11 protein-coding genes are annotated in these 14,300 nt (G+C 36.3%); 2 read left to right on the forward strand and 9 right to left on the reverse strand.

What is annotated here, in order from left to right; translation table 11 throughout:
• Positions 1 to 20 precede the first annotated feature (20 nt).
• Positions 21 to 386 carry a YugN family protein gene (locus AC1DKZ_RS01410; protein WP_002066906.1) on the forward strand — a complete coding sequence of 122 codons (366 nt, stop codon included), beginning with the start codon at positions 21 to 23 and terminating at the stop codon, positions 384 to 386.
• A 46-nt stretch (positions 387 to 432) separates the two neighbouring features.
• Here AC1DKZ_RS01410 and AC1DKZ_RS01415 read toward each other — a convergent pair whose 3' ends face one another.
• From AC1DKZ_RS01415 to cyoE, 7 genes are all read right to left on the reverse strand, one after another.
• Positions 433 to 1,431 (reverse strand): formamidase, encoded by a 999-nt coding sequence (locus AC1DKZ_RS01415; RefSeq protein WP_000535796.1) that lies wholly within the window; start codon positions 1,429 to 1,431, stop codon positions 433 to 435.
• Positions 1,432 to 1,817: 386 nt separating this feature from the next.
• A complete protein-coding gene (gene ctaG, locus AC1DKZ_RS01420) occupies positions 1,818 to 2,723 on the reverse strand; it encodes a cytochrome c oxidase assembly factor CtaG (protein WP_476995568.1) in 906 nt (301 codons plus the stop codon).
• 81 nt (positions 2,724 to 2,804) lie between these two features.
• A complete protein-coding gene (ctaF, locus tag AC1DKZ_RS01425; protein WP_002014776.1) occupies positions 2,805 to 3,137 on the reverse strand; it encodes a cytochrome c oxidase subunit IVB in 333 nt (110 codons plus the stop codon).
• A gap of 3 nt (positions 3,138 to 3,140) precedes the next feature.
• Positions 3,141 to 3,764, reverse strand: coding sequence for a cytochrome c oxidase subunit III (gene ctaE / locus AC1DKZ_RS01430; RefSeq protein ID WP_002121963.1), 624 nt, complete (start codon positions 3,762 to 3,764; stop codon positions 3,141 to 3,143).
• Positions 3,764 to 5,599 (reverse strand): cytochrome c oxidase subunit I, encoded by a 1,836-nt coding sequence (gene ctaD / locus AC1DKZ_RS01435; protein ID WP_181777920.1) that lies wholly within the window; start codon positions 5,597 to 5,599, stop codon positions 3,764 to 3,766. The genes ctaE and ctaD overlap by 1 nt, the downstream gene beginning before the upstream one ends.
• A 60-nt stretch (positions 5,600 to 5,659) precedes the next feature.
• Complete coding sequence (gene coxB, locus AC1DKZ_RS01440) at positions 5,660 to 6,709, reverse strand: cytochrome c oxidase subunit II (protein ID WP_002088304.1); 1,050 nt, start codon at positions 6,707 to 6,709, stop codon at positions 5,660 to 5,662.
• 93 nt (positions 6,710 to 6,802) lie between these two features.
• Positions 6,803 to 7,726: a heme o synthase gene (gene cyoE, locus AC1DKZ_RS01445; protein ID WP_002066903.1), complete on the reverse strand. Its 924-nt coding sequence runs from the start codon at positions 7,724 to 7,726 to the stop codon at positions 6,803 to 6,805.
• A gap of 497 nt (positions 7,727 to 8,223) precedes the next feature.
• On the opposite strand from cyoE, the gene ctaA reads away from it, so the two are divergent.
• Positions 8,224 to 9,159, forward strand: a complete 936-nt coding sequence (ctaA, locus tag AC1DKZ_RS01450) for a heme A synthase (RefSeq protein WP_476995569.1) — start codon at positions 8,224 to 8,226, stop codon at positions 9,157 to 9,159.
• A gap of 86 nt (positions 9,160 to 9,245) precedes the next feature.
• On the opposite strand, the gene pyc is transcribed toward ctaA, so the two are convergent.
• A complete protein-coding gene (gene pyc / locus AC1DKZ_RS01455; protein WP_476995570.1) occupies positions 9,246 to 12,692 on the reverse strand; it encodes a pyruvate carboxylase in 3,447 nt (1,148 codons plus the stop codon).
• A 333-nt stretch (positions 12,693 to 13,025) separates the two neighbouring features.
• A complete protein-coding gene (locus AC1DKZ_RS01460) occupies positions 13,026 to 14,204 on the reverse strand; it encodes an FtsW/RodA/SpoVE family cell cycle protein (protein ID WP_113937187.1) in 1,179 nt (392 codons plus the stop codon).
• Positions 14,205 to 14,300: the final 96 nt, after the last annotated feature.

The following is a 14,300-nucleotide window of genomic DNA, read 5'->3' on the forward strand; positions in this document are numbered from 1 at the left end:
TTAAAATAAGGAGGTATTCTATGCAATTTACAAATACAAACTTTAATGATGCAGTCGTTGATCTAACTCTTTTAACTGAGATTATGGAAAACAATCATTTTGTACTTGCTGGACAATGGGATTACGAACGCGTTACATATGATTATAAATTTGAAATATTAAAGGATATTTATTATTTACGTGTACAAGGATTTGCTGTTGAAGGTGACATCGGCGGCAGACACGCTCAAGTAAAACTATTGCCACCCTTATTAGGAAAACATTATTATCCTCATGGCGTTGAATATGGAGATGATGAGATTTTCCCAACGAATGTACTTCAAAAAAGCGAACAACTCCTACAAAATATTGAAAAAGAGTTGAAAGAATTTCAAATTATTGAGTAAATAGAACAAGCGCATCATATCGATGCGCTTGTTCTATTTCTCTTACCTAAGAATGAATCGTCTTTTTGACTGGATACCCATAAATGGATCCATCTTTTACTTTAATCTCATCTTCCCAAGGAACCTTATATTTACCTTCAGCTAAATCTTTTACAAACGTATACGGGTTTTCTTTCACCCCACCAGGAGTCGCTACATATCCCCTTGAACCTAAATTATATATATTATTTTCGAGACCCCACCCTAATCTAGCCTGATCTGCTAGCTCTGGATATACTTCGGCAGTAACAATCTCCCAAGGGTTTCGGTGTCCCTGCACTAAAGTAGTCCCATCAAAATTACATACTTGTCCTTCACCAAAGTAATAAAATACACCATCATAACCCGCTAAGTTCACTGACAATGTATACATTAAATTTTGCCATGCATTTGAACGATTAGTTAACATCCATTGTTCACTAACTTGTGTGCTATATCCGGAAATACGAATCAAGACATTTGCACCTTTATAGGCCGCTTCACGGGCTACTTCAGGGAACATGCCATCATGACAAATACAAACAGCTAATTTACTTCCTCCAGGTCCATCACAAACAGGTAAGCCTAAATCTCCAGCTTTCCAAGGCTCGACTGGCACCCAAGGATTTAACTTACGATACTTCAAAATCATTTCACCCTGTGGATCAATAATAATTGCTGTATTATACGGTTCTCCACCATCAGGATTTCTTTCCATTATAGAAAAAACACCATATACTTCAGATTCTTTACATGCCTCAGCAAATAAGTCTGTTTCTGGTCCAGGAACTGTACATAAAAACTCTTCTGTAGTCCATTTTTTTGTATTGAGCCCCTGTGTACTATATTCGGGAAATACTATCAATTCTAATCCAGGATAACCTGATTTCGTTGAATGAATTGTTTTTATGATCTGTTTAATTTGTTTATCAATGTCTGCACGCGACTCTACTACCGGTACTGGATATTGAATTAACGCTGTTAAAAAACCACTAATCGGCTTTACCATGCTTCCACTACTACCCATTTAAATTCCCCCTTAAAATAGTTCATGTTTATTAAAGATAACAATATAAAGTGAAACTTTAATCAGTGGGGGTTTTGTCCATCCCCCACTGATTATTAGCCTACACCAATCGGGCTTTTACGGGCAGTTGATCCCCCGCCTAACTCCCTCGCAGTCGCCAAATTTCGAGGTGGGAGTCTTACTGCCCCTTAATGCGGGATAAATTTGTAATTCTCTAAAAAACTTGCACTACATATGGAATTATTACGTATTAAAGCTAGTAGTAAGTTTTATATCCACTTTAGTACATGCCTACACTAACTTAACATAAAAAGTTTGAAAATTCAATCTTTTACAATTAGCTAAAACCAAAGAAGAAAAAAGTGTATGGAATCCCATACACTTTTTTACTTAGTCTGTAAATACGGCGGCAATTGTTGCAACTGCTCTTTATCCTTTTCACGCTCTCTACGTGCCCATTTAAAGAACACATAACCGATAATCGTACCGTACACTATTTCCTGGACAATTTTCATAATGATACCGCCTGTTTGTTGGTCTTCTACTACCGGCATCCAATGTAAAAATTCTGGTCCAGTTATATTTAAATCTGATAAAGTCCCCGCCGGTACACAGAGCTCCATTGCCTTCATCCAAGCGGCCGGATCTGTATATGTTGCAAATAATGGTGCAGTCGCAAAAATTATTAACGCACAAGCTGGCGTTAATAAAATACCATTAGCAAACATATAACCAAGCTTCTTAATATCACTTAAAGTTTGATATTCTGGTAGCGGATTTAACATCGGCCACCACATCATCATTGCTGCAAAAAACAATATAGCAAGGCAAATAGGATGCGCTATTTGACTTTGTTTTACTGTATCAAAAACAACTGGCAAATGATAAAAGGAAAACAGACCGTTAAATACCAACAACGCAATAAGCGGCTTTCCAAAAACCTTTAGCACAATTTGAACGCACTTAAAAGAAGTAATATATTGATATAACCATACGGGTATACCAAGCAGTAATAACGGAGGCACCGCAATATACATTACTGCCATCTCAAGCATATGTGCACTAAATATAATATGACCAATTAAATCAATAGGTCCTCCCTTTACAAAATACAAAAGAACAATCCCGGTCGTAAAATAAAAAATTTGCTTCTTACTTACCTTCGTCGCATTTTCAAATCGCGTTCTATATGGTCCAATAACTAAAAAATAACTAATAAGAATCGAGATCATAAATAATAAAAAAATCGGACTCCATAAAGCTTGAAAACCAAATACCCATAAGTTTTCCATTTCCACACCTACCTTTTCAAAATCCTTATATTTCATATACAAAGAGGGCTATGATAAATCAGAGCCCCCTACTATCACTGTTTAAATCCACACAATTGTCATAAAGGCTAATATTGTTAATAAACCAATTAACAATCCAGAGTATAAGAAGAAACTCGCCGCTTCATGCCCTTTATGACTCATATGCATGAAATAATATAACTGAAATATAACTTGAATGACTGCTAACAATAATATAAATGGAACCGAAAAAATCGGGCTAAATGTTTTCGGATATGCCACCGCTGCAAATGCAACTAATGTTAAAAAAATCATTAGTGAAAATGTAACAACTTGGTGCTTCATTTCCTCTGCACTTTTTCTCTTCCGATAAACAAGATCCACCTTAGGATTATTCGTTTGCTTAACCGCCATTGTTTATCCCACCATTCCCATCAAATATACTACAGTGAAAATAAACACCCAAACTACGTCAATAAAGTGCCAATAAATTGATGCAACATAAAACTTTGGTGCGTTGTATAAATTCAAGCCTCTCTTCGCGTTTCTAAAGATTAATGTTAAAATCCAACATAATCCAAACAACACGTGGAGCCCGTGTGTACCAACAAGAGCATAAAATGCAGAACCAAACGCACTACTTCTCATAGTATGCTTAAATTCATGCGTATAATGATAAAACTCATATATTTCAAACCCCAAAAATCCTAAGCCAAGCAACACTGTTATAAGTAACCAAAGTTGCATTTTCTTAAAGTTAAAATTTTTCATATGATACATTGCGTATACACTCGTTAAACTACTTGTTAACAAAAGCATCGTCATAATGAAAACGAGTGGCATTTGAAACATCTCTTGAGATGTTGGTCCACCATTTGTAGAGTTCTTTAACGCTAAATATGTGCCAAATAAGGAAGCGAACAACACTGTTTCGCCTCCAAGAAATAACCAAAAACCAACAAACTTATTTTTCCCCTCAAGGGTTGCTTTTTCAGGCTCTGCTGGAAATGTTTCATTCGTTAATTTCTCATCTACATGCATTACGCCTTGCCCCCCTTATCATCTAAATCTTCCTTATGAATATGATATCCATGATCATCAATTACTGAACGAAGGAACATTGTACCAAACGTAATGATTAAACCGATAATCGCTACTAATAACCAAAATTTATCTTTGCCACCCTGCATATACATCGCACCAAAAGCAGCTATAAATAGACCTAGAGAAATAATAAACGGTGAAAATGAAGAATTTGGCATATGAATATCACCGACCGGTTCCGCTGCTGTCATCTCTTTATTACCCTCACGCTTTTCAATCCAAAACGGATCTAATCCACGAACAAATGGTAACTGTTTGAAATTATATTCCGGTGTAGGTGCTGGCATTGTCCACTCTAATGTACGTCCATCCCACGGATCACGACCAGCCTTCTCTTTTGATACCGTTGTTTTTATTACATTGAATAAAAGAACAATCGTTCCAAGAGCCATAAACACTGCTCCAATAGAACTAATCATATTCCCCATTTCCAATCCTTGCCCCTCTAGATATGTGTAGTAACGACGCGGCATACCGATTAGACCTAGGAAATGCTGAATAAAGAACGTTAAATGGAAACCGATAAAGAATAACCAAAATGTTATCTTTCCTAACGTTTCATTTAATACTTTATTAAACATAAGTGGCCAATAATAATGCGCACCTGCAAGTAAACCAAATACAACACCACCAACAATTACATAATGAAAGTGTGCTACTACGAAATAATTATCATGAAACTGATAATCAGCTGGTGCAGAAGCAAGCATAACACCTGTAACTCCACCCATAACGAAGGATGGAATAAAAGCTACCGCCCACATCATTGGTGTTGTAAACCTAATACTTCCACCCCACATTGTAAAGAGCCAGTTAAATATTTTAATACCCGTTGGAACTGCAATCGCCATTGTTGCAACCGAGAAGATAGCATTTGCAACAGGCCCAAGACCAACAGTAAACATATGATGCGCCCATACCATAAATCCTAAAAACCCTATTAATACTGTCGCGAACACCATAGAAGAATAACCGAATAATCGTTTTTTCGAAAATGTGGCGAAGATTTCTGAGAATATTCCGAAAGCTGGGAGTATAAGAATGTATACTTCCGGATGACCGAAGATCCAGAATAAATGCTCCCATATAATCGTGTTCCCACCTAGTGCCGGATTAAAGAAACTTGTGCCAAATAAACGATCTAACATTAAAAGTCCTAATCCTACAGTTAATGGTGGAAATGCAAATAAAATAAGTGAAGATGTTACAAATGTTGTCCATGTAAACATCGGCATGCGCATGTACGTCATCCCTGGCGCGCGCATATTAATAATTGTAACAAGGAAGTTAATACCTCCAATTAATGTACCAATACCTGATATTTGCAAGCCGAGTACATAAAAATCAACACCATGTCCTTTAGAGGCTAAAGCTAAAGATGCATATGATGTCCACCCTGCATCAGGCGCTCCTCCTAAAAACCAACTTAAATTTAAAAATAATCCACCAAAGAAAAATAACCAAAATCCGAGCGAATTCAAAAACGGGAACGCCACATCACGTGCTCCAATTTGAAGTGGTACAGCGGCGTTCATAAATGCAAACACGAGTGGCATAGCTGCGAGGAAAATCATTGTTGTACCGTGCATCGTTAATACTTGATTATAAGCATCCCCAACAAGAAAAGCATTGTTAGGAATCGCTAACTGCAGGCGAATAAATAGTGCTTCTATTCCACCTATTACAAAAAACAATCCACCTGCAATTAAATAGAGAATGGCAATCTTTTTATGGTCTACTGTCGTTAAATAATCCCATATGACAGCACCCATCCCCTGTTTTTTTGCTACAGAACTCACGTTTTCAACCTCCCCTTCGCAAATGATCCCTCTTTATTTTTCAATCTTTAACGTTTGTAAATATGCATTTAATGCATTAATTTGATCATCCGTTAAGTTGCCATATTTACCAGTCATTTTATTACCTGGTTTCATATTTTCAGGATCTTTGAGCCATTTTTTTAAGTTCTCTTCATTATTTTCGGCAATACCAGCAACCATATCGCGATCTGCAAAGTTTGCTAAGTTCGGTGCGATACGAGCAGAAGGTGGTCTACTATCATTTGATCCAACTGCATGACAACCAATACAGCTTTTATTAAATATTTCTTGACCCTCTTGCGCCTTTGTAGAAGCTACTTCTTTTTTTCCATCAATCTTCTTCATGTCAGCAAGCCACTTTTTGTACTCGCTTTCATCCAGAGCTTTCACTTTGAACTGCATTAAAGAATGTGATGGGCCACAAAATTCTGTACAAAAACCATTATAAGTGCCCGATTTATCTGCCTTTAACCACATTTTGTTTACATTATCTGTATTTGTATCCATTTTCCCAGCTAAAGATGGAACCCAAAACGAATGTTTAATATCGGCACCCTTCAAATTCAAATACACTTTCTTACCTGTGGGGATAACTAAATCTTGAGAAGTTACTATTTTTTCTGATTTATAAGAAAATTCCCACCAATAAAGATTCGCTGTTACATCAACAACGATAGTATCTTTATCAATATTCTTTTTCTCCATCGCACTTACATCAGCAAGCTTGAATGTATATGTAACAGTCGGAACAGCCAAGATTAACAAAAGAATAATCGGAATGACTGTCCATATAATTTCTAGTTTGTGATTTCCTTCAACTTGCTCTGGAATATAATCTTCCTCACCCTTTTTTTGTCGGAAACGCACAATTACATATAAGAAAATAATAGTAACTACAAGTACTACTCCTACCATGATTGCACTCGCTAGTAAGAGCAAATCATATTGCATTTTTGCTACTTCCCCTTGCGGAATTAAAGTAGACTGAAAAGCTTTACCGCATCCCCCTAACAGTAAAGCCAGCAGTGAAACGAACGAAAGCAGTCGCCACTGTTTCTTCATACAAACAACCCCCACTTTCTTTGTGAATTAGATTGTACTTTATAGTTAAGTAAAGTAAATCTCAACGTAAAGAAATCCAATCATGTCGTTGTCTTAGAAGAATGTAACTACAATCATTGACACAAATAAGATTGTTAAGTAATTCAAGGAATAAACAAACATTTTTACGGACCATTTGATGTCATCTTGCTTACGGAAGCCATAAAGCCCTAATGCGATCCATCCGATGTTAAGCAATGTTGCAATTACCATGAATGTTATTCCAAGCCCACTCATATAAAATGGTAGTGGTAATAAACATACTGTCCAAATCATAATCTGACGTTTCGTAATATCAAATCCCTGTACAACAGGAAGCATTGGGATTCCTGCATTTCGATATTCATCAACACGCTTCATCGCTAATGCGAGGAAATGTGGGATTTGCCAAATAAACATAATTAAAAATAACATCCAAGCAATTGGATGATTTAAAGACGGATCAATTGCCGCCCATCCAATTAAAGGTGGAACTGCTCCTGATATACTACCTACAACAGTATTTAACGTATATTTTCTCTTCGTCCATAACGTATATAAAACAACATATGTGAAGGCACCAATAAATGAGATTAACACTGCCATCGGTGTAGTAAGTAATAAAAATGCAAAGCCAAGAAGTAAAATTACAAGTCCAAATGCAAGTGCAAAGCCAGGTTTATATTTACCTGTTACCGTTGGACGGTTTTTTGTTCTTTCCATTAATGGATCGATATCTCGGTCAATGTAGTTATTTAAACAACATACCCCTGCCATAATTAATGCAGAACCAACGATTGTGAAAAATAGCTTATCTAGATTGTCCATAACACTCAATCCATTAAAATGTAAAGCCAACCAAAATCCTGTAAATACAGTAAGTGTATTTGAGTTTACAATCCCCATTTTAACGAGCGCTGATAAATCTTGTAACCGAGTTGTTTCCGGTACAATTGAAACAGCTGACTCATCATGCAGCTCACTTGTTGCATGGTTCATCACTTTAACCCCCTCTTAAACCTATCATCTTTCTAAGCATATATTTCATGTGAAATATTCCGCTTCTATATAGCAATATTATTACAGTAGAAATATTGTTAACTCATTCTACTACTAATCTACGCCCATACTCCAATATATTAAATCACATTTCCCGAACATTTTGTGAAGAAAACATGAACTTTTTGTGTCGAACATTAAAAAACTTTATTCTAATTTATCCTTATCATAACATGATGTTATCTTCTATAATAAACTATTTTGTCATATTTAGCATGTATTCTCCCCATTTCTTTTCAAAATAGCCCGAATTCCTCCTAAAATATGTATTTTAAATCCCATTTTTTTCTTTATAATACGTACGTTGTCCTCGCCCTCCATTTCTTTGCTATTTTATTATTTTTTATATATCATAGGACTGTAGCACGTTTTATTCTATACATAATGGAATGAAAATATTTCGCAATAACTTCATAGCAGAAAGATGGTGAAAGAGATTGCAACGCTTTATTAAATGGTTAGCAGTCATTACAAGTCTCGATTTATTAGTAGTTTTACTAGGAGGCGCTTTAGTTACAAAAACGGGTTCAGGCCAAGGATGCGGCAAATCATGGCCTCTTTGTAACGGTGAATTTGTTCCATCTAATTTATCAATGGAGACTATTATTGAGCTAAGTCACCGCTTAACATCTGGATCAGCAGGAATCCTTGTTACTCTTCTTTGTATCTTGTCCTGGAAATATTATAAACATGTGCGCGAAACAAAGACGTTAGCAATTTTATCCTTCGTATTTTTAGTTGCACAAGCATTAATGGGGGCGGCGGCGGTTGTTTGGGGTCAAATGCCTGCTGTATTAGCTATTCATTTCGGTATTTCCTTAATTTCATTTGCTTCTGTCATCTTGTTAACGTGTCTTATTTTTGAAATTGATCAGAAATTTGATGCACGTTCACTTATTATGGACAAAAAAATGAAATTTCATATTTATGGTGTAACAATTTACAGTTATATCGTTGTCTACACAGGAGCTTTAGTACGTCACGAACGAGCTACCTTAGCCTGTCCAGACTTCCCTTTATGTAGCAAAAATAGACCTATACCCACTCAACTACATGAGTGGGTTCAAATGGGGCATAGAGTTGCAGCGATGTTAATTTTCGCTTGGATACTATATGCGATGATTATCGCTATTCGCCATTACAAGCAGCAGCGTGTAGTATACTGGGGATGGATTATTTCATTTATCCTTGTTACACTTCAAGCTATAGTAGGGATTTTAGTCGTATTTACAAGTGCTAGTTTAGCAATGGCATTATTACATTCGCTCTTCATTTCTTGCCTGTTTGCTGTACTATGCTATTTAGTTATGATAGGTACAAGAAGTACAGTCAATGCAAAAGAAACTGAATCAACTTCTAAGCAAACAAAATAAAGTAAAACTTTAATACCTTGCCAATTCGGCAAGGTATTATTTACACACAAAAAAGAGCTGCTTTCGCACAGCTCTTTTTCTTTATTTTAATGATCTAATTCAATGAGTAAATCTCCCGTTTGAATTGCATCCCCATCATTTACATATACTTTTTTCACTTTACCACTAAATGGCGCTTGAACCGTCGTTTCCATTTTCATAGCTTCTGTAATTGCCATGGAATCACCTTTTTTCACTTCATCGCCTTCTTTTACAACTACTTTAATAACAGTTCCCGGCATCGTTGCGCTAATATGATTTGGATTTTCACGATTCCCCTTCACACGCTGTGCAACAGTTGATTTCACGCTTTCATCTTTCACTACGATTTCACGCGGTTGTCCATTAAACTCCAGGTAAAGCACACGATTTCCATCTGGCTGTGGCTCCCCAATGGAAACTAGTTTAACCATCAATGTTTTACCTTGCTCGATTTCCACATCAATTTCTTCACCAAGTCTCATACCATAGAAGAATGTCGGTGTATCAAGCACAGATACATTTCCATAAATCCCAGCAACTTTTTCGTAGTCCATAAATACTTTTGGATACAATGCATATGCGACTACATCAAAAATTGTTACTTCGCGTCCAAGTTTGTGGAATAACTCTTCTTTTAAAGCATCGAAATCTACTGGTTCTAATAATTCACCCGGTCTTACTGTTAATGGCTCTTTCCCTTTTAAAATAATTTTTTGTAATTCTTTCGGGAAACCACCATATGGTTGTCCTAAATCTCCAGAGAACATTTCAACAACAGATCCTGGGAAGTCCATAGCATGTCCACGTTCTAAAATATCTTGTTCTGTTAGGTGATTTTGAACCATAAATAATGCCATATCACCGACAACTTTAGATGATGGTGTTACTTTTACAATATCGCCAAACATATCATTAACACGGCGATACATCACTTTAACTTCATCAAAGCGATCTCCTAAGCCAACTGCTATTGCTTGTTGTTGAAGATTACTATACTGTCCACCCGGCATTTCATGCATATATACCTCTGTGTGAGGAGCATTCATACCACTTTCAAATGGAGCATAGTATTTACGTACATCTTCCCAATAATGAGATAGTTTTTCTAATGAGTCTATATTAACATCTGGCTGTCTTTCGTTTCCACCCAACGCATAGTATAGTGTATTCGCACTTGGTTGTGACGTTTGACCAGCCATTGAACTCACCGCTACATCGACAATATCAACACCTGCTTCAATTGCCTTTGTATACGTTAAAATACCATTTCCGCTCGTATCGTGTGTGTGCAGGTGAATTGGAATCGACACCGTCTCTTTTAATGCTGAAACTAAATCATATGCTGCGTTTGGCTTTAGTAAGCCCGCCATATCTTTAATTCCTAAAATGTGAGCTCCTGATGCTTCCAACTCTTTTGCTAAGTTTTTATAATAATTTAAATCGTATTTACTACGTAACGGGTCATGAATATCTCCTGTGTAACACATTGTCGCTTCTGCAATTTTACCAGTATCTCGTACAGCATCAATTGCAACTCTCATGCCTTCTACCCAGTTTAAGCTATCAAAAATACGGAACACATCAATTCCAGCTTGAGCAGAACATTCCACAAATTTTTGAATTAAATTATCTGGATAGTTTTTGTAACCTACTGCGTTTGAAGAGCGAAGTAACATTTGGAATAAAACGTTTGGCATTTTTTCACGAAGATCTAGTAATCGTTCCCATGGATCTTCTTTCAAGAAACGATATGCAACATCAAACGTTGCACCGCCCCACATTTCCGCTGAGAATAAGTTTGGTAACATTCTCGCTGTCGGCTCTGCAATGTGATGTAAATCTTTTGTACGAACACGAGTTGCAAGTAATGACTGATGTGCATCACGGAATGTTGTATCAGTTAAAAGTACACGCTTTTGATCTTGTACCCACTTTACTAATCCATCCGCTCCACGCTCATCCAAAATTTGTTTCGTTCCATTTTGCATTGGCTCTGAGTGTATCACATTTGGTATACGAGCATCTGGGAAAATTGGTTTCTCTTTTTTCCCTACTCCTGGGAAGCCATTTACTGTTACTGTACCAATATAATTTAACATTTTTGTTCCGCGGTCTTTACGTTTCGGGAACAAGAATAGTTCAGGTGACGCGTCAATAAATGAAGTATCATACTCTCCCGATAAGAAGTTTCTATGTTTTACTACATTCTCTAAGAATGGAATATTTGTTTTAATACCACGAATACGGAATTCTTTTAAGTTACGTTCCATTTTTGCAGCGGCTTGTTCAAAAGTAAGTGCCCAAGTAGTAACTTTTACAAGTAAAGAATCGTAGTACGGTGTAATAACTGCACCTTGGAAACTATTACCTGTATCAAGACGAACACCAAAACCACCGCCTGATCGGTACGCCATAATTTTCCCTGTATCCGGCATGAAATTATTTAGTGGGTCTTCAGTCGTTACACGAGATTGGATTGCAAATCCATGCACAACCACTTCCTCTTGCTTAGGAACACCTACCATTTTGCTATGTAATGCATGTCCATCAGCTATTAAAATTTGCGATTGAACGATATCCACTCCTGTAATCATCTCTGTAATCGTATGTTCAACTTGAACACGTGGGTTTACTTCAATGAAGTAAAACTCATCACCTTTTACAAGGAATTCTACCGTTCCAGCATTTAAATAATTTACATTTTTCGTTAACTTTACTGCAGCATCACAAATACGCTGACGCAAATCATCTGAAAGCGACACGCTCGGTGCAATTTCAACTACTTTTTGATGGCGTCGTTGTACAGAGCAATCACGCTCATACAAATGAACAACATTACCTTCTTCATCTGCTAAAATTTGTACTTCTATATGTTTAGGTTTTTCAACGAATTTTTCAACGTACACTTCATCATTACCAAAGGCTGCTTTTGCTTCTGATTTCGCGCGATTATACGATTCTCTTAATTCTTCACTAGCACGTACAATACGCATACCGCGACCGCCGCCACCAAGGGATGCTTTAATAATAATCGGGTAATCATACTTTTCAGCAAACTCTTCAACTTCTTCTATTGAATTTACTGGACCATCACTACCAGGAATAATTGGAATTTGTGCTAGCTGCGCTTGTGTTCTTGCTTTAACTTTATCTCCAAACATGTCTAAATGCTTACTTTTTGGACCGATAAAGATAATCTCTTCTTCTTCACAACGTTTTGCAAATTGAATATTTTCTGACAAGAAACCATATCCAGGGTGGATTGCATCTACATGATTACTTTTCGCAATCTCAATAATGCCTTCAATATCTAGATAAGCATCAATTGGCTTTTTCCCTTCCCCAACTAAATAGGACTCATCGGCTTTATAGCGATGATAAGAACCGCTATCCTCTTTAGAATAGATCGCAACTGTGTTTAGTCCAAGTTCTGAACATGCTCGGAACACACGAATTGCTATCTCTCCACGGTTAGCTACCAATACTTTTTGAATACGTTGCAGCTTTGTCATGATTTTCCCCCTCTATTTTCCTACCACTCTAGAGATAAAATACATACACACTCTACAGAGCGTGAAGTTCTTCACTTTCTACATTATATTATACTTAGAAAGCTTCACTTTATTTTTATCCATCATACCTTATTTTTCAACAAATGATAAGTTTTCTGTTCAATTTGTTTCACAAAAATAGTATAGCATACCTCTTCCTTTTCTAACAACAATATTGTATATCACATTAACTTAAATGTAATATACTTTTTGTTTCAAGAGAATTAATATTGTATCACATTTAAAACCTAAAAAAATAAAAAACACATTGAACTCTAGAGCTCAATGCGTTTTTTATTTTACAACAACAAGATGCGGTCCACCTTGTTCTATTTCATTAGTCAATTCGTTTTGTTGTTTCTCTTGTCGTTTTACATAACTAGCAATATTTAACAGTATACCCATTGCAAGTAAATTAGCCAATAAAGAACTACCACCATAACTTACAAACGGTAATGGTACCCCTGTAAGCGGTATTAACCCAGACATACCACCAACATTTATAAAAGTTTGAACTCCAAACAAACTTGCAATTCCAATTGCTATTAAACTTCCAAACGGATCTTTGCACTTTTGTGCAATCCTAAATGCTCGAACAATAATAAGTAACAAACAGATTAAAATGACAGCTACACCTATAAAACCAAGCTCCTCAGATATAATTGCCATAATAAAATCTGTTTGCGGTTCTGGTAAGTATCCATATTTTTGCACACTGTTCCCTAACCCTCTACCATTTAGCCCTCCTGAAGCAATTCCAATAAAAGAATTTATTAATTGGAACCCATCATTTTGAGGATCGTTAAATGGATCAAGAAAAACTGAAAACCGTGCCTTTTGATATGGATTTAATGCATAATTACCGAGAATATATAGTGCCGGAACCCATACTATAGAAGTTAAAACAATTCGTTTAATCCATAAATTAATCCGCACTCCCGAACAAAGAAACATAATTCCTACTGTTCCTGCAATTAACAAATCGGTACCTAAATCATTTTGCTTTAAAATTAAAACCATGATTAAACCAACACCAAAAAGTACCGGTCCCGATCCTTTCAAAACAGGCGTATTCGTTTCTTGCCTTTTCGCAAAAAAATGAGCCAATACGAGGATAACAGTTATCTTCACAAATTCTGCAGGCTGTATTCCAAATATCCATCCATTTGCGCCGTTTACTGTCTTAGTGAAAAATGCAGCTGCCGCTAATAATGCAATGCTAATACCATAACTCCCCAATAAAAAAATTCGTTTCCTCCACACTTTATATGGGATAGTAGCGATAATTATTAATATGATTGTCCCAGCAGCCAAAGTCATTAATTGTCTTTTAAAAAAGAAATTTGCTGGTTTATCAAACCTCGAAATCGCAACAATGGAACTAGAACTATATACCATTATAACTCCCAGCACACATAAGATAACAAGAGGAAGTAATAAGGAATAATCCATCGATTTCCATACTTTTTTCATTTCATTTCCTCTTTCTGTTTCAATTTAATTATTGTTGTATTCCATATGTATATAGGTTCTTCCTTCTTTATTATACAAATAAAAAGCCCAAACTAT

Source organism: Bacillus sp. 05T21 (assembly GCF_056396785.1).

What these genes read in the sequence shown, in the direction of transcription:
- ctaE (WP_002121963.1), bottom strand. Translation starts at nt 3,764, where the DNA reads ATGCATGTAGATGAGAAATTAACGAATGAAACATTTCCAGCAGAGCCT.
- ctaD (WP_181777920.1), bottom strand. Translation starts at nt 5,599, where the DNA reads ATGGGTGCTGTCATATGGGATTATTTAACGACAGTAGACCATAAAAAG.
- coxB (WP_002088304.1), bottom strand. Translation starts at nt 6,709, where the DNA reads ATGAAGAAACAGTGGCGACTGCTTTCGTTCGTTTCACTGCTGGCTTTA.
- pyc (WP_476995570.1), bottom strand. Translation starts at nt 12,692, where the DNA reads ATGACAAAGCTGCAACGTATTCAAAAAGTATTGGTAGCTAACCGTGGA.
- ctaG (WP_476995568.1), bottom strand. Translation starts at nt 2,723, where the DNA reads ATGGAAAACTTATGGGTATTTGGTTTTCAAGCTTTATGGAGTCCGATT.
- cyoE (WP_002066903.1), bottom strand. Translation starts at nt 7,726, where the DNA reads ATGAACCATGCAACAAGTGAGCTGCATGATGAGTCAGCTGTTTCAATT.
- AC1DKZ_RS01460 (WP_113937187.1), bottom strand. Translation starts at nt 14,204, where the DNA reads ATGAAAAAAGTATGGAAATCGATGGATTATTCCTTATTACTTCCTCTT.
- AC1DKZ_RS01410 (WP_002066906.1), top strand. Translation starts at nt 21, where the DNA reads ATGCAATTTACAAATACAAACTTTAATGATGCAGTCGTTGATCTAACT.
- ctaF (WP_002014776.1), bottom strand. Translation starts at nt 3,137, where the DNA reads ATGGCGGTTAAGCAAACGAATAATCCTAAGGTGGATCTTGTTTATCGG.
- AC1DKZ_RS01415 (WP_000535796.1), bottom strand. Translation starts at nt 1,431, where the DNA reads ATGGGTAGTAGTGGAAGCATGGTAAAGCCGATTAGTGGTTTTTTAACA.